The organism is Dyella humicola (genome assembly GCF_026283945.1).
Taxonomy (GTDB): domain Bacteria; phylum Pseudomonadota; class Gammaproteobacteria; order Xanthomonadales; family Rhodanobacteraceae; genus Dyella; species Dyella humicola.
This window is the reverse complement of sequence record NZ_JAPDPC010000001.1, coordinates 1199253-1217166: the sequence shown is the minus strand read 5'-3', so window position 1 is coordinate 1217166 and position 17914 is coordinate 1199253. Positions and strand designations below refer to the sequence as shown.

General features: G+C 63.8%; 18 protein-coding genes. 8 read left to right on the top strand and 10 right to left on the bottom strand.

What is annotated here, in order from left to right; genetic code table 11:
* Positions 1–51: 51 nt before the first annotated feature.
* The 3 genes from OUZ30_RS05275 to OUZ30_RS05265 all read right to left on the bottom strand — a co-directional run bounded on the left by OUZ30_RS05275 (position 52) and on the right by OUZ30_RS05265 (position 3286).
* Positions 52–789 (bottom strand): C40 family peptidase, encoded by a 738-nt coding sequence (locus OUZ30_RS05275; RefSeq protein WP_266181144.1) that lies wholly within the window; start codon positions 787–789, stop codon positions 52–54.
* A 242-nt stretch (positions 790–1031) separates the two neighbouring features.
* Complete coding sequence (locus tag OUZ30_RS05270) at positions 1032–1751, bottom strand: YggS family pyridoxal phosphate-dependent enzyme (protein WP_266181143.1); 720 nt, start codon at positions 1749–1751, stop codon at positions 1032–1034.
* Positions 1752–1861: 110 nt separating this feature from the next.
* The gene (locus tag OUZ30_RS05265; RefSeq protein ID WP_266181142.1) at positions 1862–3286 is read right to left on the bottom strand and encodes a M20 family metallopeptidase; all 1425 of its coding nucleotides are present in this window, start codon (positions 3284–3286) and stop codon (positions 1862–1864) included.
* Positions 3287–3504: 218 nt separating this feature from the next.
* Between OUZ30_RS05265 and OUZ30_RS05260 the strand changes: the two genes are divergently transcribed.
* The 4 genes from OUZ30_RS05260 to OUZ30_RS05245 all read left to right on the top strand — a co-directional run bounded on the left by OUZ30_RS05260 (position 3505) and on the right by OUZ30_RS05245 (position 5548).
* Entirely contained in the window at positions 3505–3852 is a 348-nt protein-coding gene (locus OUZ30_RS05260) for a ComEA family DNA-binding protein (RefSeq protein WP_266181141.1), read from the top strand.
* Between the two features lie 105 nt (positions 3853–3957).
* On the top strand, positions 3958–4437 hold the full coding sequence (locus tag OUZ30_RS05255) for an SET domain-containing protein-lysine N-methyltransferase (protein WP_266181139.1): 480 nt from the start codon (positions 3958–3960) through the stop codon (positions 4435–4437).
* Between the two features lie 5 nt (positions 4438–4442).
* Positions 4443–4982, top strand: coding sequence for a GNAT family N-acetyltransferase (locus OUZ30_RS05250; RefSeq protein WP_266181138.1), 540 nt, complete (start codon positions 4443–4445; stop codon positions 4980–4982).
* A complete protein-coding gene (locus OUZ30_RS05245; RefSeq protein ID WP_266181137.1) occupies positions 4979–5548 on the top strand; it encodes a HutD/Ves family protein in 570 nt (189 codons plus the stop codon). Before OUZ30_RS05250 ends, OUZ30_RS05245 begins: the two co-directional genes overlap by 4 nt.
* 85 nt (positions 5549–5633) lie before the next feature.
* Here OUZ30_RS05245 and OUZ30_RS05240 read toward each other — a convergent pair whose 3' ends face one another.
* The 5 genes from OUZ30_RS05240 to OUZ30_RS05220 are packed head-to-tail and all read right to left on the bottom strand — an operon-like array spanning position 5634 to position 10313.
* Positions 5634–7280 carry a sulfite reductase flavoprotein subunit alpha gene (locus tag OUZ30_RS05240; RefSeq protein ID WP_266181136.1) on the bottom strand — a complete coding sequence of 549 codons (1647 nt, stop codon included), beginning with the start codon at positions 7278–7280 and terminating at the stop codon, positions 5634–5636.
* Positions 7277–8269 carry an FAD:protein FMN transferase gene (locus OUZ30_RS05235; protein WP_266181135.1) on the bottom strand — a complete coding sequence of 331 codons (993 nt, stop codon included), beginning with the start codon at positions 8267–8269 and terminating at the stop codon, positions 7277–7279. The genes OUZ30_RS05240 and OUZ30_RS05235 overlap by 4 nt, the downstream gene beginning before the upstream one ends.
* 22 nt (positions 8270–8291) lie before the next feature.
* Positions 8292–9104, bottom strand: coding sequence for a DUF4198 domain-containing protein (locus OUZ30_RS05230; RefSeq protein WP_266181134.1), 813 nt, complete (start codon positions 9102–9104; stop codon positions 8292–8294).
* Positions 9105–9125: 21 nt separating this feature from the next.
* Entirely contained in the window at positions 9126–9641 is a 516-nt protein-coding gene (locus tag OUZ30_RS05225) for a DUF2271 domain-containing protein (protein ID WP_266181133.1), read from the bottom strand.
* Positions 9642–9653: 12 nt separating this feature from the next.
* On the bottom strand, positions 9654–10313 hold the full coding sequence (locus OUZ30_RS05220) for a PepSY-associated TM helix domain-containing protein (RefSeq protein WP_266181131.1): 660 nt from the start codon (positions 10311–10313) through the stop codon (positions 9654–9656).
* Between the two features lie 225 nt (positions 10314–10538).
* Here OUZ30_RS05220 and OUZ30_RS05215 point away from each other — a divergent pair, with 225 nt between their 5' ends.
* Both OUZ30_RS05215 and OUZ30_RS05210 read left to right on the top strand, forming a co-directional pair.
* Positions 10539–11228: a response regulator gene (locus OUZ30_RS05215; protein ID WP_266181130.1), complete on the top strand. Its 690-nt coding sequence runs from the start codon at positions 10539–10541 to the stop codon at positions 11226–11228.
* Between the two features lie 107 nt (positions 11229–11335).
* Positions 11336–12676 (top strand): sensor histidine kinase, encoded by a 1341-nt coding sequence (locus tag OUZ30_RS05210; protein ID WP_266183105.1) that lies wholly within the window; start codon positions 11336–11338, stop codon positions 12674–12676.
* Between the two features lie 148 nt (positions 12677–12824).
* Here OUZ30_RS05210 and OUZ30_RS05205 read toward each other — a convergent pair whose 3' ends face one another.
* Positions 12825–14234: an aspartate aminotransferase family protein gene (locus OUZ30_RS05205; protein ID WP_266181129.1), complete on the bottom strand. Its 1410-nt coding sequence runs from the start codon at positions 14232–14234 to the stop codon at positions 12825–12827.
* Positions 14235–14287: 53 nt separating this feature from the next.
* Entirely contained in the window at positions 14288–14992 is a 705-nt protein-coding gene (locus tag OUZ30_RS05200) for an MtnX-like HAD-IB family phosphatase (protein ID WP_266181128.1), read from the bottom strand.
* Positions 14993–15448: 456 nt separating this feature from the next.
* On the opposite strand from OUZ30_RS05200, the gene OUZ30_RS05195 reads away from it, so the two are divergent.
* The gene (locus tag OUZ30_RS05195; protein ID WP_266181126.1) at positions 15449–16780 is read left to right on the top strand and encodes a TolC family protein; all 1332 of its coding nucleotides are present in this window, start codon (positions 15449–15451) and stop codon (positions 16778–16780) included.
* Positions 16780–17913 (top strand): ABC transporter permease, encoded by a 1134-nt coding sequence (locus tag OUZ30_RS05190; RefSeq protein WP_266181125.1) that lies wholly within the window; start codon positions 16780–16782, stop codon positions 17911–17913. Before OUZ30_RS05195 ends, OUZ30_RS05190 begins: the two co-directional genes overlap by 1 nt.
* Position 17914 lies beyond the last annotated feature (1 nt).

Sequence of the window (17914 nt, the reverse complement as noted above, 5' to 3'; positions counted from 1 at the left end):
TAAAAAAAGGCCGCCTGAAAGGCGGCCTTTGACTGGCGGAGACCCATCAAATCAGCTGCTGCGAGCCAGGGCGTCCGGGCGCTTGGCGCCGGCGAAACGCTTGGACCAATACGACTCGTCCAGGCTGTCCACACGCACGGTCTTGCCGCGCGAGGGCGAATGGATGAACTGGCCGTTGGCGATGTAGATGCCGACATGCGAAATGCGGCCCTGGCCACGGCTACCTGCCGTGCGGAAGAACACCAGATCGCCCGGCTTCATATCGCCGCGGCTCACCTTCAGGCCAGCGAGGAACTGCGAAGCCGAGTTGGTCGGCAGATCCAGGCCCACGGCGTGAGCAAACACATAGCGGACAAAACCGCTGCAATCGAAACCGGTGGAAGGATCGCGACCACCGCGGACATAGCGGATGTCACGCAGCGTCATGGCCAGACCGATCAAGGTCTTGCGCAGCCCGGACGTTTCGCCGGCCAGCGAAGCCACCGCGTTGTTGTCCACGCCGGTACCCGGCATGCCATCGGCGTCAGCGTCGAGTTCGTCCTGTTCGGCGCCCCAACCAGCCGCGGCCTGCTTGGCCACCGGTGCCGCGATGCTCGCCTTGGCGGGAACGACGGACTGTGCCAGTCCAGCTGCTGGCGCAAACACTGCCAGCTGGCCCATGAGATTCGGCGTGATGTTCATTGCGGCCGGCGCACTGGCCTGACCAGCAAGAGGTTCAGCAAACAGCGGAAGGGACGCGAACAGTGCACAAGCCAGCGCAGCAGCACTAAACAATCGCTTGGTTGGCATATGGGAAAAATCCCTCTGCAGTTCGTGAGTCAGACCGTCGGCTGAGCCGCCGGCCGTGATGGAGACGTGAACTTAGCAGGGGGAATCCGGTCGTATGTTCGATCGGGGTTAACTGAACTACATCGTTGCGAAATTTGTCAGGGTTCAGGCGCAGCCATCAACATATTGATTTAGAACAATAAAGTCACCGTAACTGGTGATTTTTTGATCAATTAGTGAACTATTTATTTGATACAGACCTGTTACTGAGCTGTGACAGGAGGCCGCCGACCAAAGATCGCCGAGCCAATTCGGACCTCGGTCGCCCCCTCTGCGATGGCGAGCGGAAAATCCCCACTCATGCCCATCGAAAGTCTAGACAAATCATGCCCTTGGGCCTTCGCCTGGGCACGCAATTGATGCAATTGACGGAAACAGGCGCGCACGGCGGTCGGGTCGTCCGATTGCACGGCCAGCGTCATCAAACCCTGCACGCGCAGGCTGTCGTAGGCACCAAGGGCGTCCAGAAAGGCGGGCAATTGCGCCGGGGACAAACCCTGCTTGCTCTCCTCCGGCGAGGTTTTCACCTCGACCAGCACGTCGAGCGTGCGACCTTCCAGCTGCAGCCGGCGATGCAAAGCCTCGGCCAGCTCCAGTCGGTCCAGCGATTGCACCTCGCTGGCCAGCCGCGCCACGTCCTTGGCCTTGTTGGTCTGCAGATGGCCGATGACGACCCACTCGATCGCACAGTCGGCCAGCGCCTCGGCCTTGCCGCGAATTTCCTGCACCTTGTTCTCGCCAAAGCGCGTCATCCCCAGCGCCATGGCGGCTCGCACCACGTCGGGACCAAAGGTCTTGCTCACTGGCAGGATGGAAACCTCGGAAGGATCGCGACCCGCGGCGCGGCAGGCCGCATCCACCCGCTCGCGTACAGCCCTCCAGTGGGTCGCGAGATAGGTGTAGTCGTTCGGAGCATCGTTCATCGCTGGCAATCCCTGGGTGTCACTGCCTGCGGGCGACGACCGGCACGAAGTCACCCCTGGCCACGAAGGCGCGCAGCCCCGGCTTCCGCCGGGGCGACCTTCAAGCGGGCTTAGCCCTTGGCGCCTTGTTCGTGGTGACGCGCGACGACATCGGCGACCACCATCGACACCTTCTTGCCGGTCGGGATGTGCAGGAACTCGTTCGGGCCATGCGCATTGGAGTGCGGACCGAGCACGCCGGTGATGAGGAACTGCGCCTTGGGGAATTTCTCGCCCAGCATGCCCATGAACGGAATGCTGCCACCCTCGCCCATGTACGCCGCCGGCGTGCCGAAATAATTCTGCGATGCCGTGGCCACGGCCTGCTCCAGCCAGGGCGACAACTGCGGTGCATTCCAGCCGCTGCCGTCCTTCTCCAGCTTGAAGCTGACTTTGGCGCCGTACGGCGGGTCCTTCTCCAGCAGCTCCTTGACGAACTGGCCGGCCTTGGCGCCCGACAGCGTCGGCGGCACGCGCAGGCTCAGCTTCACCGAGGTCTTGGGGCGCAGCACGTTACCGGCGCTTTCCAGCGGCGGCATGCCGTCCACGCCGGTCACCGCCAGCTGCGGACGCCAGGTGCGGTTGAGCACCAGCTCGGTCAGGTCCTCGGTGACCGGATGCATGCCTTCCACGAACGGGAACTTGTCGTATACCGCCGTGCCCAGCACCTCGGCCGAACGCTTGGCCTGTTCGATACGCTGCGGCGGAATCTCGACGTAGAGTTCCTTCGGCTTGATCGTGCCGGTCTGCGGATCTTCGAGGCGGCTCAACAGCTCGCGCAGGATGCGGAAGCTGGACGGCACCACCCCGGACGCATCGCCCGAATGCACGCCCTCCTCCAGCACCTGCACGGTCAGTTCGCCGCCGGTCATGCCGCGCAGCGAGGTGGTAAGCCACAGCTGGTCGTAGTTGCCGCAGCCCGAATCCAGGCACACCACCAGTGACGGATTGCCAATGCGATCGGCGAGGTGATCCACGTAGAACGGCAAGTCGTAGCTGCCCGATTCCTCGCAGGCTTCGATCATCACGACGCAGCGCGCATGCGGCACACCTTGTTCGCGCAGCGCCAGCAACGCCGCCAGCGAACCGAAGATGGCGTAGCCGTCGTCGGCGCCACCGCGTCCATACAGCTTGTCGCCCTTGAGCACCGGCGTCCACGGACCCAGGCCCTCGGCCCAGCCGGTCATCTCCGGCTGCTTGTCCAGATGGCCGTACAGCACCACAGTGTCATCACCGGTGCCTGGCACTTCGATGTAGATCAACGGCGTACGGCCGTCCAGACGCACCACTTCCAATGTGGCGCCCGGCAAGGCCGGCAGCTTGCTGCGGGCCCAGTTCTCCATCAGCTTGACGGCTGCATCCATGTAGCCGTGCTCGACCCACTTGGGATCGAACATCGGCGACTTGTTGGGAATGCGGATGTACTCGACCAGCTGCGGCACGATCTCGTCATCCCAGAGTCCGCTGACAAAACGGTTGAGGCGAGCGGTATCCATGGGCGACTCCTGCAGCGTGGGGAAAGGCGAAATTGTATCAGCGCGGACGAGAAGCTCGCCGCAGCCCACAGGCTGCCCTGTTTCCCACCGACACACGGGTAGTCCCAGCCCTCACCCGGATCTAACGTGCCGCCCGACTGTCCAAAGCCAGCTGGCCGGTCAGAGTCATGGCGCGGCACACATGGATGCCGCACTCACCTCAAAAGGGAGACCTACCCATGCACCATAAAATTGCAGCCCTGCTCGCCACCCTCGCACTCGCACTGGTAGTGCCCGCGTTTGCGGCCACCCCGGTAAACGTCAACAAAGCGGACGCCCCCACCATCGCCAAGTCGCTGGACGGCATCGGCCTCTCCAAGGCGGAGAAAATTGTGGCCTGGCGCGATGAACACGGCCCCTTCAAAAGTGTGGATGAGTTGTCGCAGGTCAAGGGCATAGGCCCGGCCACGCTGGAGCGCAACCGCGACTCGATTCTGCTCGGCGACGTTCCCGGCGACAGCAAGGCAGCCAACAAGCCGGCACCGACCAAGGCAAAACCGAAGGCCAGCAAAGCCGCCGGCGAATAATCAAACCCGTCAGCAACTTGCGTACACAAACAGGCAACCGGCCGGCTCTGGCGACGCCGGCCGGTTGCGCTACACTCGCCCGCCTCGCCCTCGGCTTAGGCCACCATGATCGTTGCGCGTTACCGCATCGCTGCGTCTGCCATTGCAGGGGCTGGCAAAGGTTTGTTCCTGGACCAGGACGTCGTGGCCGGGCAGATAGTCACTGCGCCGGACGCCATCGATCGCACGTATTCCTATGCTGAGCTGAGCGGATCGCCCGCGTTGGCTGAGCAGCTCTACGCCAGCGCCCGCTGGTTCGAAGACCGCTATACCGTTTCACCGGATTGGCCGGACGAGTGCTTCATCAACCACAGCTTTACGCCCACCGGACTGTGGCATCTCGGTTTCGTCTTCGCTCTGAGCGATTTGCCCGCCGGCACCGAAATTACCGTGGACTATCGCCACCTGCTACCACCTGGCGAGGAAGAGGTCTTCGTGGACACCGCGACGGGCCAGAAAATCGTCGGCTTGCCGTGGCTCGAAAGCCTGACCCTGAGCACGCACGCCCTCGCCACCCTGCTCCATGGCATCCGTATTGCTAGCTGACACCCATGATCGACATACCTGTCCTTGAAACTGCGCGCCTGCGCCTTACCGCTCTCGGCGAGCGGCACTTCGAAACCTACGCCGCCATGCTGGCCGACCCGGCCAGCACGCGTTGGGTGGGCGATGGCCAGCCGCTGGACCGTACCAATGCCTGGCGTTCGCTCGCCATGCTGATCGGGCATTGGCAGCTCCGTGGCTACGGCATGTGGGCGCTCGAGCTGAAGGAAACCGGTGAATTCGTCGGGCGCGCCGGCCTGATGCAACCGGAAGGCTGGCCCGATCTGGAACTGGGCTGGATGCTGCGGCCCGAGTTCCGTCACCACGGTTACGCCACCGAGGCGGGCAATGCGATTCTTGAATTCGCCTGGCGCAGGCTCAACGCGCAGCGCGTCATCAGCCTGGTGCGCATCGGCAACGATGCCTCGGACCGCGTCGCCGAGCGCCTGGGCGGCGAACACATCGATGACATGGATTTCTTCGGTACAAACAACCACGTGTTCGCCTATTACCCGCCGTATCGCGAGCAACGCCGCGCCTACGCATGAGCGTGCTTCGCCCTGTAGCCGTCGATGCATTGCGCCGGCAGCCATGGGCCAATGGTGCCGGTGTTACCACCGAAATCGCCTGCGGCCCGCAGCAGGATGCCTGGCAATGGCGTCTCAGCATTGCTGACATCGAAAACCCTGCGTCGTTTTCGACATTTGCCGACGCGCGACGGCAGTTTGTGCCGCTGGACGCCCCTGTCGAACTGACCTTCCCCGACGGTCGCACGCAATTCCTGAACCGATTCGACCTCGCCAACTTCAGCGGCGACGACGTGCCATACGCTGCGCTGCCCCAAGGCGCCACCCGCGCCTTCAACCTGATGCTGCGCGGCGATGTCCAGGGTGAATTGATCGCCCGTCCACTCCATGGCGCCATGGTGTTGCTGGCACCCAGGGGCTGGCACTGGTTCGTGCTTCTGCTCGCCGGCTATGCCAAGGTGATCGCCGACCACCGATCGCACGAGCTCGCTCCCAACGACATGATGTGGATCGACCCGATTCCAGCGCACCCCGTGCGCATCGAGGGTGGCGGCGAAATCGTGCTGGCCAGGCTACCGGCGGACTGATCCATCGCCCGTGATGTCGACGATGAACCATGGCGCTTGGCACGCACGGCGTGCGCCCATGCGAAACACGATGCCGCAGCAGCGTTCAGTACACGTCGCGCCGATAGCGGCCGTGTTCGCGCAAGCGCTCTAGCTCGACCTCACCCAGCGCTTCGCGCAGCACGGCGTCCACACCAGGCGCCATGCCGGCGAGGCTGCCGCAGACGTAGATGGCCGCCCCTTCACTCACCCATTGCGTCAGCTCGTCTGCCGCAGCGCGAAGCCGATCTTGCACGTAGGCGGGCGTGACCTGATCACGTGACCAGGCGAGATCAAGCCGCGCGAGATGTCCGTCGCGCAGCCACTGCTCGATCTCGTCACGATGGTAGAAGTCGCGTGTCGCCTGTCGCTCGCCGAACAGCAGCCAGTTGCGTGAATGACCTGCATCGATACGCGCCTTGAGCAAGGCACGCAAGCCGGCCAAGCCCGTGCCGTTGCCGATAAGCACAAGCGGGCGTCGGTCAGGCGGCGCGTGGAATCCCGGGTTGTTGCGAATGCGTAGCGCGACCTCGGCCCCCACGTCCACATGCTCGGTGAGCCAGCTTGAGCCGAGCCCGGTCTTGCCATCCGCACGCACCATGCGACGTACCAGCAGATGCAGCGAACCATCCGAGGGCATGGACGCAACGGAATACTCGCGATGCGGCAGCGCCTGAAGATCGCGTACGACGTCAACGGGCGTGCGGCCGCGAACGTCGTCGAAGCAAGGCAGGTGGCTCCCCGCCAGCCAGTCCCGCAAGCTTGCACGGCGCCCGTCATGTTCGATCAGCACATCACCATCGTAGGGCGGCGCGGCCAGCCACCGCGCCACGTCGTCCGGCGCATGGCGTGGCCCCAACTCAACCAGATCACCCGCCTGCCACGTTGCCTCTCCGTCCATCGGGCGAAAAGCGAGGTGGAAGCAGGGACCGCCCAGGCTTTCAGGATTGAGCAGGCGTCGCTCGATCAACTGCCAGCGCTGATAATCGGGACGCTCCCAGTCAGGCAATTCGGTGGCACCGGACAGCAACGACAGGTAGTGCTGCCAATGACGCAACGCAGCGGGCTCGCCGTTGTCGACTTCGACGGCATCGAACAGCGCGTGCGCACCACTCTGCTGCAACCAGTGCCGTAGCTGCCGTCCAAAGCCACAGAAATCGTCGTAGTCGCGATCACCGAGCGCGAGCAGCCCGTACTGCAACTGACCGAGTGGTAGTGGTGCGCGCATACAGTGGGTAACAAAGCGCGCGGCACTGTCGGGCGCATCGCCTTCGCCGGTGGTGCTTACGACGAACAGCACGCGCGTCGCCTGCATCAACGCATCGCCATCGAGCGTACCCAATTCGATCAGGCTCACCGCCATGCCTGCCAGTTGCAGACTTTGCGCGGTCTGTCGGGCCAGCTGTTCAGCGGTACCGGTCTGGCTGGCGAAAGCAATCAGCACAGCCTCTCCCTGCGGCGTGCCGGATGACGGCGCCGAAAGCATCTGACTGTGCATCGCGCGACGACGAGACCAGCCCGTCCATGCGGTGAAACCCGCCCAGGCCGCTAGCACTGCGATCGCTAGAAGCCAGCGCTCCGCGCCAGGATCGCGCCATTCCCATTCGCCGGTATGTAGCGCAAGCAGACCACCTGCCAGCACGACCAGTAGCGCGATCAGCGCAACGTTGCCCCACGGCTTGCCTTCGATCGACAGCGTCGGGGATCGATTCACGAACGAAGCGCCTCGGCAAATGCAGGCGAAAGGCGTTCCTCCGTACCGTTCTTTCCATGCAAGAGGAACAACACGGCCAGTCCGCGCTCGCGCGCGTAAGCAAGCCCGTGTACTGGGCCCAACACGGTCATCAAGGTACCCAACGGATCGGCTTGCATCGCGTCATGCGCGATCACGCTGACCGATGCTACAAAGTGCGGCACGGGTTGACCTGTGCGCGGATCGATGTGATGCGAGTACGATCGGCCAGCCGATTCGAACTGCCTGCGGTAGTCGCCCGATGTAGCAATGGCGCAGCCACTCAGCGTAACGACCCGACTGAGCTGATCCATGTTTTCGACGGCGCCAACCGCCGCACCGGGACGCTCGACACCGATGCGCCATGGCGAACCGTCCGGCTTTTTGCCGTGGCCCTTCAGTTCGCCGCCGACTTCCACCAGCCACGCACCGATGCCGATGCTATCGAGATAGCGCCCCACCAAATCGACGCCATAGCCCTTGGCGACGGAAGAAAGGTCCAGATAAATCCCGCCGGGCTGATACAAGCTACGCGTAGCCGCGTCGAGCTTGAGCTTCCACCAGCCGATGCGCTCACGCGCCACCGCGATCGCTTCGTCCGAAGGCGGCTCGTGACGCGACGCGTCCGGACCGAAGCCCCACAAATTCACCAGCGGCCCCACGGTCGGGTCATACGCGCCGCTGCTGTCGCGCGCCATCTGCAGTGCGTGCGCAATAACCTCAAAACACTCGGCGGGCATGGCGTGCCAGGTACCGGCAGGCGCGGCGTTGAAACACGACAACGCCGACTGCGGCTTGTACGTACTCATCTGGCGATCGACCAGATCGAGCGCTGCCTGGATGCCATCACGCCATGACTGCAGCGACAGTTCGACCGGCAATACCGCACGCACTGACCAGGTCGTGCCCATGGTCTCGCCTTGCAGGGCCTGCACGACGAGGTTCTCCGATGGCGTGGTCCCGGTCAGCATGGTGTGATGTCGCGTGCGCGCATTACTGCGGCAGCACTTCCAACGTGGCGGAGTACGACAGCCGCCGTTGCTTGGCCTGCTTGATGCTCGTCTTGTCGTCCTGCGTGCTCGCGTTGACCCAGTACATGCCTGCATGTGGCCACTTGAGACTGAAATTGCCGTCCTTGTCGGTGGTGCTGTCGATCTCTTCCTGCGTGTTGCGATAGCGCGTCTCGCCGGCGATCGCGGTGACCTTGAGGCCGACCGCCGGCTTGCCGTCGAGCAACAGTTGGAAGGTGGCCGGCTCGTCCGCCATCAGGTCGGTGAACTGGGTGACCGGCACCAGCTCCAGCCCCTTGCCTTCGGGCTTCAGCGCAAGGCCGCCCGGCTTGCCGTTGCTGACGAAGGTTTCCACGCGATTGATCGACTCGGCGACATCGACGTTCTTCGCCCCGGCGGGAATCTCCCTGGCCAGGTTGGCCGCATCGCCGCGCCAGCGCTTCTTCTCGCCATTGAGTTCGTAGGTGGCGAAAAGGCCGCCGTTGATCGCGGCGATCCGGTAAGTGCCCTTTTCGATCAGGTGCACGTCGAACACGCTGCGATACTGTCCCGTGATGCCGTTTTCCGGTTTGGCCGTCTGGCCGTCCGGTGTGGTGACGATCACACGATCCAAGGCCACGGGCATGTGGTCGGGGTAGAACAGGTCATTGGACACGGCCGCATCCACCGTCACCCAGGGATCGGCGCCGGAGACATTGGTCGCCGATGGCACCAGCCACATCTTGTGCGCCTGCGCGGCGAACGGCAGGGTCAAGGCCAGGGTCAGGACGCTCCACTTCAACGATTGCTTCTTCATCATGTTCACCTTGGAGCCTGCTTAAGGGGCGAGATCGAGCTTGACCGCGCCAAGCTCGCTGCTGCCCTGGGCCGCGAGCACTTGCGGTGCACTCGCCGGCCAAACAAAGGGCAGGCGCACGACTTCGCGACCACCGACTTCGCGGGCGGCTTCCACCACCAGCTCGTACTTGCCGGCCGGCAAGTCACCCAGCGGAGCCTTGCCGTCGTGGAAGTTCAACTTTTGCTCGCCTGCCGGACGTGTTGCACCCGAGACACCATCCACCGGCAACTGCAGCTCGCGGCCACCGCGACGCCACCATTGGCGCAGCTCCGGCAACCACTTGGTGCCGGCGCCTTCCTTCGATTCCTTTTGCGCATACCAGATGGCCAACTGCGCGGCGACGCTGTGGTCCCCGCGCTCGATCCACACCGCCGTATACGGCCGGTGATACTCGGCCACATCGAGTTGCGGAATCTGCACCGTGACATGGAGGTCGGCAGCCACCGCGGGCGCAGCGAGCAGCAGGGCGGGCATGGAGAACAACAATCGACGCATGGGAATTCCCCGTCAATGAATGAAGATAAGGGCCAGCAACAGCGGCAACACCAGACCGAAGGCCACCAGCGGCCAGGTGGCGCCACGCTGTGCGGCGTGCATTTTCAACAGCAGCAAACCGGTGACCGAAAAAATCACGCAGGCCAACGCAAAGACGTCGATAAACCAACCCCAGGCCGCACCGGCATGCCGCCCCTTGTGCAGGTCGTTGAGGTAGGCGATGACACCGCGCGTGCTGCGCTCGTATTCCACCTTGCCGCTTTCTCGATCGATGCTCAGCCACGCGTCGCCGCCCGGACGCGGCATCGATACATAGATCTCATCGGATGACCAATCAGCGGCGCGGCCAGCCACGTCGACGCCCAGCGCACCATTGACCCAGTCGGCCACGCCGTCGGGCAAGGCAACGCCCTTGCGTTCGTCGTCACCGGAGACGGCGTGCAGCAAGGGCGCGGGCAGCTGACCGTTGCGTTGCAGGGCCTGTGTTTTCGCTTCGATCTGCCCTGCATGATTGAGCGTGAAGCCGGTGCCCGCGAACAACAGCATGCCGACCAGGCACAGCGCCGAGCTGATCCAGTGCCATTGATGCAGCTGCTTCAGCCAGAAGGCCCGGCTTGAACCGCCACGGCTCGATCCCATTTTGCTGCCATGCGCGCGCGCCGCTGATTCCATGCCTGCCTTCTTGCCTGTCGGATCGTCCGGACGCATATCGGGCCATGCAACGATGGCGCGCGAACTGTCCTAGCATCGGGTCGGGGCGCTAAGCTGCCGCCCTGTGCGGCGCTTACCCCGACATCGGGCCGGAATGTTGCCACAAATGAGAATCACTCGCAATTTGATCCCCTTCACCGCCATGCTAACCACTCCCCCGGCCGACCGCCCCCACCGGTACCCCCCATGCGCATTTTGATTGCCGAGGACGATCCTTCCATTGCCGCCGGCGTCAGCGCTTCGCTGCGCCAGGGTGGCCATGCGGTGGATTGCGTCGCGGATGGTGCCAAGGCCGACGCGGCCCTGCGCGACACGCCTTACGACCTGCTCATCCTCGATCTCGGCCTACCTAATCTGGACGGCGCCGATGTACTTCAGCGACTACGCAAGCGCGGCACCGGCCTGCCTGTGCTGGTGATCACCGCTCGCGAAGGTCTGCGCGAACGCGTACGTGTCCTTGATCTCGGTGCTGATGATTACCTGGTCAAACCCTTCGCCCTGGCCGAGTTCGAAGCGCGGGTGCGCGCCCTGCTGCGACGCTATACCGCACAAGGCGCACCGGAGCTGGCCATTGGACAGCTGCGGCTTGATCTGCCCGGCCATCGCGCATGGATCGGTGACGCCGCATTGGAACTCACGGCGCGCGAGTTTGGCCTGCTTGAAGCCCTTGCAGCACGGCCAGACCGCGTCACCAGCCGCGCGCAACTGGTCGAAGCCTTGTGCAGCTGGGACGAGGAACTGACCGATAACGGGCTGGATATCGCCATTTATCGCCTGCGTCGCAAGCTCGCAGACTCCGGCACCCAGGTCCGCACCATCCGCGGCCTCGGTTATTTGCTGGAGGAAGTGAAGGAAGACAAGGAAAGCAAGGCATGAGCGAACCTGGGTCCGAGCCGGCCAGGGCATGGCTGTATCGCGTGGTCGACTCGGACGAGCGTCCAAGCTTACGCCGTCGCCTGCTGTCCTCGCTGCTCGTGCCGCTGATGCTGCTGTTGGTGATCGAGAGCCTGATCACCTACACCGGCGCCCTGATCTATTCCAACCACGTGCACGACCGCGACCTCGCCGACAGCGCGATGACGCTGGCGCAGATGCTCAGCCAGGAGGACCTCGGCGGACAGATCTCGCCGCAGGCGCGCTTTCTGCTCGAATACGCGCCGGAAGGACATAACTACTTCAACGTCAGCAGCCAGAAACACGGCCTGCTGGCCGGCAGCCAGGAACTGCAATCGGCCGCACTTTCCGCGGCCACGCTGGACGGTGAACCGGCGCTCTTCACCACGGCGTTGAAGCGTCGTGAGCTGCGTGCCGCCACGGTGCGTATTCCCAACTTGCGCGATCCGAGCGATCAGCTCACGGTCACCATGGCCGAAACGTTTCATGACCGCCACCTGCGCGCGCGTGAAATCCTGCTGCTAAGCATTCCGGCACAGGCACTGCTGATCGCAGGCGTGTTCTTCCTGGTGTTGTATGGCGTGCGCGTGGGCCTGCGCCAGCTCGATCCGCTCACCGCGCGCCTCGCGGCACGCGAGCACGATCTGGCGCCGATTGGCGACGCCGACGTACCCGTGGAAATTCTTCCGCTCACACGCACCATCGACGGACTGTTCGCACGACAGCGACGCATGCTGGCCTTGCAGGAACGATTCATTGCCGATGCCGCGCATCAGCTGAAAACGCCCTTGGCCGGGCTGCGCGTGCATGTCGAGCGCGCCCAGGTGGATCCCAGCAAGGAAACCGTCAGCGATGCCTTGCAGCACATCCAGCGCCTGACCCAACGCGCCAGTCGCACCTCAAGCCAGCTACTCGCCTTGACTCGAGCGCAGTCGCCCGAACTGAGCGAAGACGGCTCCGAATGCCTGCTCGATCTCGCCCAGCTCGTGCCCGAACTGCTGGGCCTGCGCGTGCACGAGGCCATCGCGGCAGGCGTGGACCTGGGTTATGAAGGGCAGCCTGAGCCCGTCTGGATCGACGGCGACCGCCTCTCGCTGCAGGAAATGCTGGATAACCTGATCGACAACAGCTTGCGCTATGCCGGCCGCAACAGCGTCGTGACTGCGGGCGTGTCGGTCGTTTCCGGCTGCCCCTGCCTCAGCGTGGAAGACAATGGTCCCGGTGTGCCACCGGCATTCCTGGACCGATTGGGCGAACGCTTTTTCCGCGTGCCCGGCATGACCGAGGAAGGCACCGGCCTGGGCCTGGCCATCGTGCAACGCATTGCCGAACGGCATCACGCGCAAGTGCGTTATCTCGCTGGCAGCAGCGGCGGCCTGCGTGTGGAAATCACCTTTCCGTCTGCGCGCACGTCCAAGTCGCCAGACTGACCTGGCGCGCCGCACGGCGCATTTTCCCCACCTCAAAAAAAATACGGCGACGCATAAGCGTCGCCGTTGTCACACATCCCCTGCATGGGAATCACACGAGACAAACCAGTCGACAGCAACCGCGGAGCCTGAGCTCCGCGGTGGTGTCTTACAACGCTTTCTTGGCCTTGGTCAGCAGCTGGTCGAGCAGTGCGATAGCCAAGTCGATCTCTTCGTGCGAGATGTCCAGCGACGGTGCGAACGTGATTACGTTCTTGTACCAGCCACCCACGTCAAGCACGAGGCCGATCTTCTTGCCGTTGTGATCGAGGTCGCCGGCCAGGCCGATGTCGACCATCTTGTCCAGCAGGGCCTTGTTCGGAGTGAAGCCATCGTCGGTGCAGATCTCGGCGCGCAGCGCCAGACCCAGGCCGTCGACGTCGCCGATTTCCTTGTGGCGCTTCTGCAGATCCTTCAGCGCGTCGAGGAAGTGGGCGCCCTTCTCGGCTACCGTCTTCTCGTAGTTCAGCTCGTAACCCATCTTGATCACTTCCAGACCCAGCGAAGTACCCAGCGGGTTGGAGTTGAAGGTCGAGTGGGTGGAGCCCGGCGGGAAGATGGTCGGGTTGATCAGCTCTTCGCGTGCCCACAGGCCCGACAGCGGATTCAGACCATTGGTGAGCGCTTTGCCGAACACGACCACGTCCGGCGTCACGCCGAAGTGCTCGATCGACCACAGCTTGCCGGTACGCCAGAAACCCATCTGGATCTCGTCGACGACCATCAGGATGCCGTACTTGTCCAGCACCTTCTTCAGGTCCTTGAAGAAGTTCCTCGGCGGGATGACGTAACCGCCGGTGCCCTGGATCGGCTCGACATAGAAAGCGGCGTATTCGGCCTGGTTGACCTTGGGGTCCCACACGCCGTTGTATTCCGTCTCGAACAGGCGCTCGAACTGGCGCACGCAGGCGTCGGAATATTCTTCCGGCGTCATGCCCTTCGGGCGACGGAACGGATACGGGAACGGGATGAACATCGCGCGCTCGCCGAAGTGGCCGAAGCGCCGACGGTAGCGATAGCTGGAGGTGATCGACGACGCACCGAGGGTACGGCCGTGATAGCCGCCCTCAAAGGCGAACATCAGGCTCTTGCCGTTGCTGTAGTTGCGCACCAGCTTGAGCGAATCCTCAACCGCCTGCGCGCCACCCACGTTGAAGTGGACGCGGCCCTTCAGGCCGAACTTCTGCTGCGCGTCGACCGCGATGGTCTTGGCCAGCTCGATGCGGGTCTGGTGCAGGTACTGGCTGGCGACCTGCGGCAGCACGTCGATCTGGCGCTTCAGCGTGTCGTTGAGGCGCTTGTTGCCGTAGCCGAAGTTGACGGCGGAGTACCACATCTGCAGGTCGAGGAACGGCACGCCGGCGGTGTCGTACATCCAGCTGCCTTCGCCGTGGCGGAAGATCTTCGGCGGGTCGACGTAATGGACGGTATCGCCAAACGAGCTCCACTGAGCCTCGTCAGCCAGCAGCTGCTCGTCGGGAATCACGACGCCAGCGGCGTTCTTGTCAAAAGCGTTCATCAGAGAAATCCTGAAACGTTCAAATAGTTGGGGTGATCAGGAGGGGGATCTGATCAGAGGGAGGCAACAGCCAGCGCGGGCGCAACCGGCGCATGCTCGGCGAGCAGGCTGCCATCGAGCAGGCGCGGCAACAGCTCCAGCGCGTCCTCGAAACCGGTAATCGGCACATACGGTATGCCCGCAGCGCGGCAATGTTCGATCAAACGATGCTTGGCAAACACGAAATCGACGCGGTCGGCGGCGCAGAAGTCCGAGGCGCCATCACCGATCAGCAAAGTCTTGGTGCCACCCTTGCTCGCCTGAGCGGCAACGGCGCACTTGCAGGTACCGCTACGGCAACCTTCGGCCTGGAATGGCGAGGTGAGCTGCCACTGGCGCGGCGGGGTAGCCGGCGCAAGGTGATTGGCCGCCAACGGCAGATCGTCCAGGCCATAACGACCCAGGATCTTGTGGATGGCGTAATCGAGACCGTCGCTCACCACCCGGATGGGCGTGGACAGCTCACGGGCTTTCTTCACGAACGCCGGGAAGGCGTGATCGATCCACAACGAGGAGAGATGCTTGTCCAGCGCCTCGGGAGTCATGTCCAGCAGGGAAACCTGGCCGGTCATGCACTCGCGCGAGCCGATGCGGCCTGCACGCCAGTCCTGCTCCAAGGTTTCCCAACCCGGGCGGCCAAAGCGGTCAAGCAGCGAGTCGATGACGTCCTCGACAGAGATGGTGCCGTCGAAATCGCAGAGAATGGTCCAACCAGTCACGTAAAGCTCCGCATTGCAGGATGGCGACACGATAGGTACCCACCCCTTTCGGCCTCCTTTCTTTCCGAAAGATACTGCGCGAAGTGTGGGGTGAGGCCGTTCCGGAACGTAGCCAAAACCGGCAATTCATTTCCACAAAGCCACTCGTAAGCGTCCTCAAGTATCCTTGTTCATTTACGATCGAGCCCAGCGCACCACCGATATTCACAGTGGGTGGCCCCAGGCAACTGTTGTTCTCCCTCTACGTGGAACCTCGTGACCGTATCGGGATCAGAAAGAGCATCGGTGGTTTAGCTTGCGGTCATAAAACGGACTCCATTTACCTGAATTTTCGGGAATTTCGTGCTTCAGCGTCGATATAATCCGCTAACGTCGGTCCAAGGAATAACGACCCGCGGCCACCGCCTGGCGCCGGGGCTGCTGGCATGGGGCCTGGTTCTGCTGGCCGGATGCTCGGTGGCGCCGCTGCCTCAGCTCAAGCCCCCCCTACCCGAGACCTGGCGCAATGCGCCGATCGGCGTCGCTCCGCCGACGACCGACCTGCACGGTTGGTGGCAGGCACTGGGCGACCCCGAGTTGAACGCGCTGATCGATCGTGCCCTGCAGGGCAATCTCGATGTCGCGCAGGCCGCCGAGCGCATGCGCGCGGCTCGCCTGTTGAATCGCCATGCTCACGACGGCTACCTGCCTTCGTTGCACGGGCGCACCAACGACGTGATCGACCCCGACACGACAGCCTCGTATTTTGTCGTCGGCTTCGACGCGCTATGGGAATTGCCCTTGTTCGGCGCCTGGCAAAGCACCGGCCGAATCTCGCAGGGCCAGCTCGACGGCGCCAGCGCCGCGTTACGTGGCGCGCAGGTTTCGCTGGTGGCCGAAGTCAGCCGCCGCTGGATCGAACTGCGTTCGGCCCAGCGGCAGGCGCAACTGTTGACGGCCATCCGTGACGCCCAGCAGGAAAAGCTTCGGCTGCTGCAAGTCCGCGAACAACTGAAACTAGTGCCTCCGCAGGAGGTGGCCCGAGCCCAGGCCGAGCTCGCACGCGCGCAGGCGGCCTTGGCCGACCCAGAGCAGGTGATCAACAGCAGCGCCCAGCAATTGGCGGTGCTGGTGGGCCAGAACGAACCCGATCCGCAGTGGTTGCAACCTGGTACCCAGCCACAGCTCGGCGAGTGGCAGCTGACCAGCGCGCCGGCCGATATGCTGCGCGCGCGACCGGAGATCCAGAGCGCCGAGGCCGATGTGTTGCGCGCCGCTGGCGAACTCGGCATGAGTCGTGCCGAGATTTATCCGCATATCGGCCTGGGCGCGTCGCTGCAATGGTCGTCCAATATCGCCAGCAATTACCGGGTACATACGGGGGAAGCGATCTTCTCGTATGGCCCGATCATCGACATCCCGCTGTTTGACTGGGGCCAGCGCGTGGCCAATGCCCACGCCAAGGACCATGAGCTGCGTGCCGCTGTGCTGGCGTATCGCCAGGCCGTGTTGCAAGGCGTGGCAGAGGCGGAAACCGCCATGGGTGATCTGGAGCAGCTGCGCGGTCGCGAGACGGCGTCGCAACAGGCTGCCCAAGCACTACAAACCAGCATGGCCGCGCTACACAAGCGCGCCGAACTGAACCTGGGCAGCAACCTCGACGTGCAAGATGGTCTGATCGAAGGTCATCGCGCAGAACTCGAGGTCGTGGGCGCCGTGGCGGCGCGCGACCTGGCCTATGTCGCGCTGTACAAGGCACTTGGCGGCGCATCCATGCCCGTCCCTGCCTTGCCACCGAGTGCCGACTGATGGTGTCACTCGCGCGCAAGACTCTGATCTACGAATGGCGCCGCTTCCTGCCCGCCATCGTCGCCGTGGGTTTCGCCGGCCTGCTGCAGTTGCTGCAGGCTGCGTTGGTGCTAGGCATCTTCGGCAGTGCCAGCGTGTACATCACCGGCTCGTCGGCGGACTTGTGGGCCGGCTATCCGGGCACGCAAAGCGTCAACCTCGGCCGATCCATCGACGCTGGCGTGGAAATGCGCTTGCGCATGGACCCGGCCGTGACAGCGGTGGAGCCGTTTCACTGGGTCGACGCCGACTGGCGTGGCCCCAGCGATACCGGCGGCGTGTCGGTATTCGTCTCCGGCATCAACGCGCGCCCCGATGGCATGCTGTTCGCGCATGCCCTGCCCCCTGCTTTGCGTGCTCGGCTCAACGAGCCGGATGCAGTGATCGTGGATCGCGCGGACCTTGATAGCCTGGGCGTGCGCGTTGGCGACACGGCGGTCATCAATGGCCATCGCGTACGCGTGGTGGGTGTCAGCAACGGCCTGCGTGCGCTGGGCGGCGTGAACGTGGTGGCCTCGCTGGCCACGGCGTCGGAGCTGGATACCGACCCGTCCAATGCCAACCGCATGACGTATTTCGTGGCCAAGCTGCGCGATCCCTCCATCGCCAACGATGTCGCCGATCGGCTGCGCGGAAACACGGCTTTCGGCAAATACGACGTGTGGACCGCGCAGGATTTCGCACGCCGCTCGCAGCTTTACTGGATGTTCGACACCGGCGCGGGCGCGGGCGTGCTGTTCCTGGCCGGCATCGTGTTCCTGGTCGGCGCGGTGATTACCAGCCAGACCCTGGTAGCCGCCGTGATCGGATCGATTCGCGAATACGCCACCCTCAACGCACTCGGCGTCGGCGTGGGCGAATTGCGCAAGGTCGTGATGGAACAGGCGTTCTGGGTCGGCGCCATCGGGCTGGTCGGTAGCACGGTGCTTGGCGGCATCGCCTTGGTGCTCGCACGCACCCGCAGTGTGCCGGTGGCGCTCGATCCCTGGACGGCACTCGCCTGCCTGGTGGTAGGCATGGGATTGGCCATTGTGTCGGGCCTGGCGGCCATGCGCAGCCTGCACCGTGCCGACCCGGCGACGTTGTTGAGGTAAG

What these genes read in the sequence shown, in the direction of transcription:
- OUZ30_RS05275 (WP_266181144.1), bottom strand. Translation starts at nt 789, where the DNA reads ATGCCAACCAAGCGATTGTTTAGTGCTGCTGCGCTGGCTTGTGCACTG.
- OUZ30_RS05270 (WP_266181143.1), bottom strand. Translation starts at nt 1,751, where the DNA reads ATGAACGATGCTCCGAACGACTACACCTATCTCGCGACCCACTGGAGG.
- OUZ30_RS05265 (WP_266181142.1), bottom strand. Translation starts at nt 3,286, where the DNA reads ATGGATACCGCTCGCCTCAACCGTTTTGTCAGCGGACTCTGGGATGAC.
- OUZ30_RS05260 (WP_266181141.1), top strand. Translation starts at nt 3,505, where the DNA reads ATGCACCATAAAATTGCAGCCCTGCTCGCCACCCTCGCACTCGCACTG.
- OUZ30_RS05255 (WP_266181139.1), top strand. Translation starts at nt 3,958, where the DNA reads ATGATCGTTGCGCGTTACCGCATCGCTGCGTCTGCCATTGCAGGGGCT.
- OUZ30_RS05250 (WP_266181138.1), top strand. Translation starts at nt 4,443, where the DNA reads ATGATCGACATACCTGTCCTTGAAACTGCGCGCCTGCGCCTTACCGCT.
- OUZ30_RS05245 (WP_266181137.1), top strand. Translation starts at nt 4,979, where the DNA reads ATGAGCGTGCTTCGCCCTGTAGCCGTCGATGCATTGCGCCGGCAGCCA.
- OUZ30_RS05235 (WP_266181135.1), bottom strand. Translation starts at nt 8,269, where the DNA reads ATGCTGACCGGGACCACGCCATCGGAGAACCTCGTCGTGCAGGCCCTG.
- OUZ30_RS05230 (WP_266181134.1), bottom strand. Translation starts at nt 9,104, where the DNA reads ATGAAGAAGCAATCGTTGAAGTGGAGCGTCCTGACCCTGGCCTTGACC.
- OUZ30_RS05225 (WP_266181133.1), bottom strand. Translation starts at nt 9,641, where the DNA reads ATGCGTCGATTGTTGTTCTCCATGCCCGCCCTGCTGCTCGCTGCGCCC.
- OUZ30_RS05220 (WP_266181131.1), bottom strand. Translation starts at nt 10,313, where the DNA reads ATGGAATCAGCGGCGCGCGCGCATGGCAGCAAAATGGGATCGAGCCGT.
- OUZ30_RS05215 (WP_266181130.1), top strand. Translation starts at nt 10,539, where the DNA reads ATGCGCATTTTGATTGCCGAGGACGATCCTTCCATTGCCGCCGGCGTC.
- OUZ30_RS05210 (WP_266183105.1), top strand. Translation starts at nt 11,336, where the DNA reads ATGCTGCTGTTGGTGATCGAGAGCCTGATCACCTACACCGGCGCCCTG.
- OUZ30_RS05205 (WP_266181129.1), bottom strand. Translation starts at nt 14,234, where the DNA reads ATGAACGCTTTTGACAAGAACGCCGCTGGCGTCGTGATTCCCGACGAG.
- OUZ30_RS05190 (WP_266181125.1), top strand. Translation starts at nt 16,780, where the DNA reads ATGGTGTCACTCGCGCGCAAGACTCTGATCTACGAATGGCGCCGCTTC.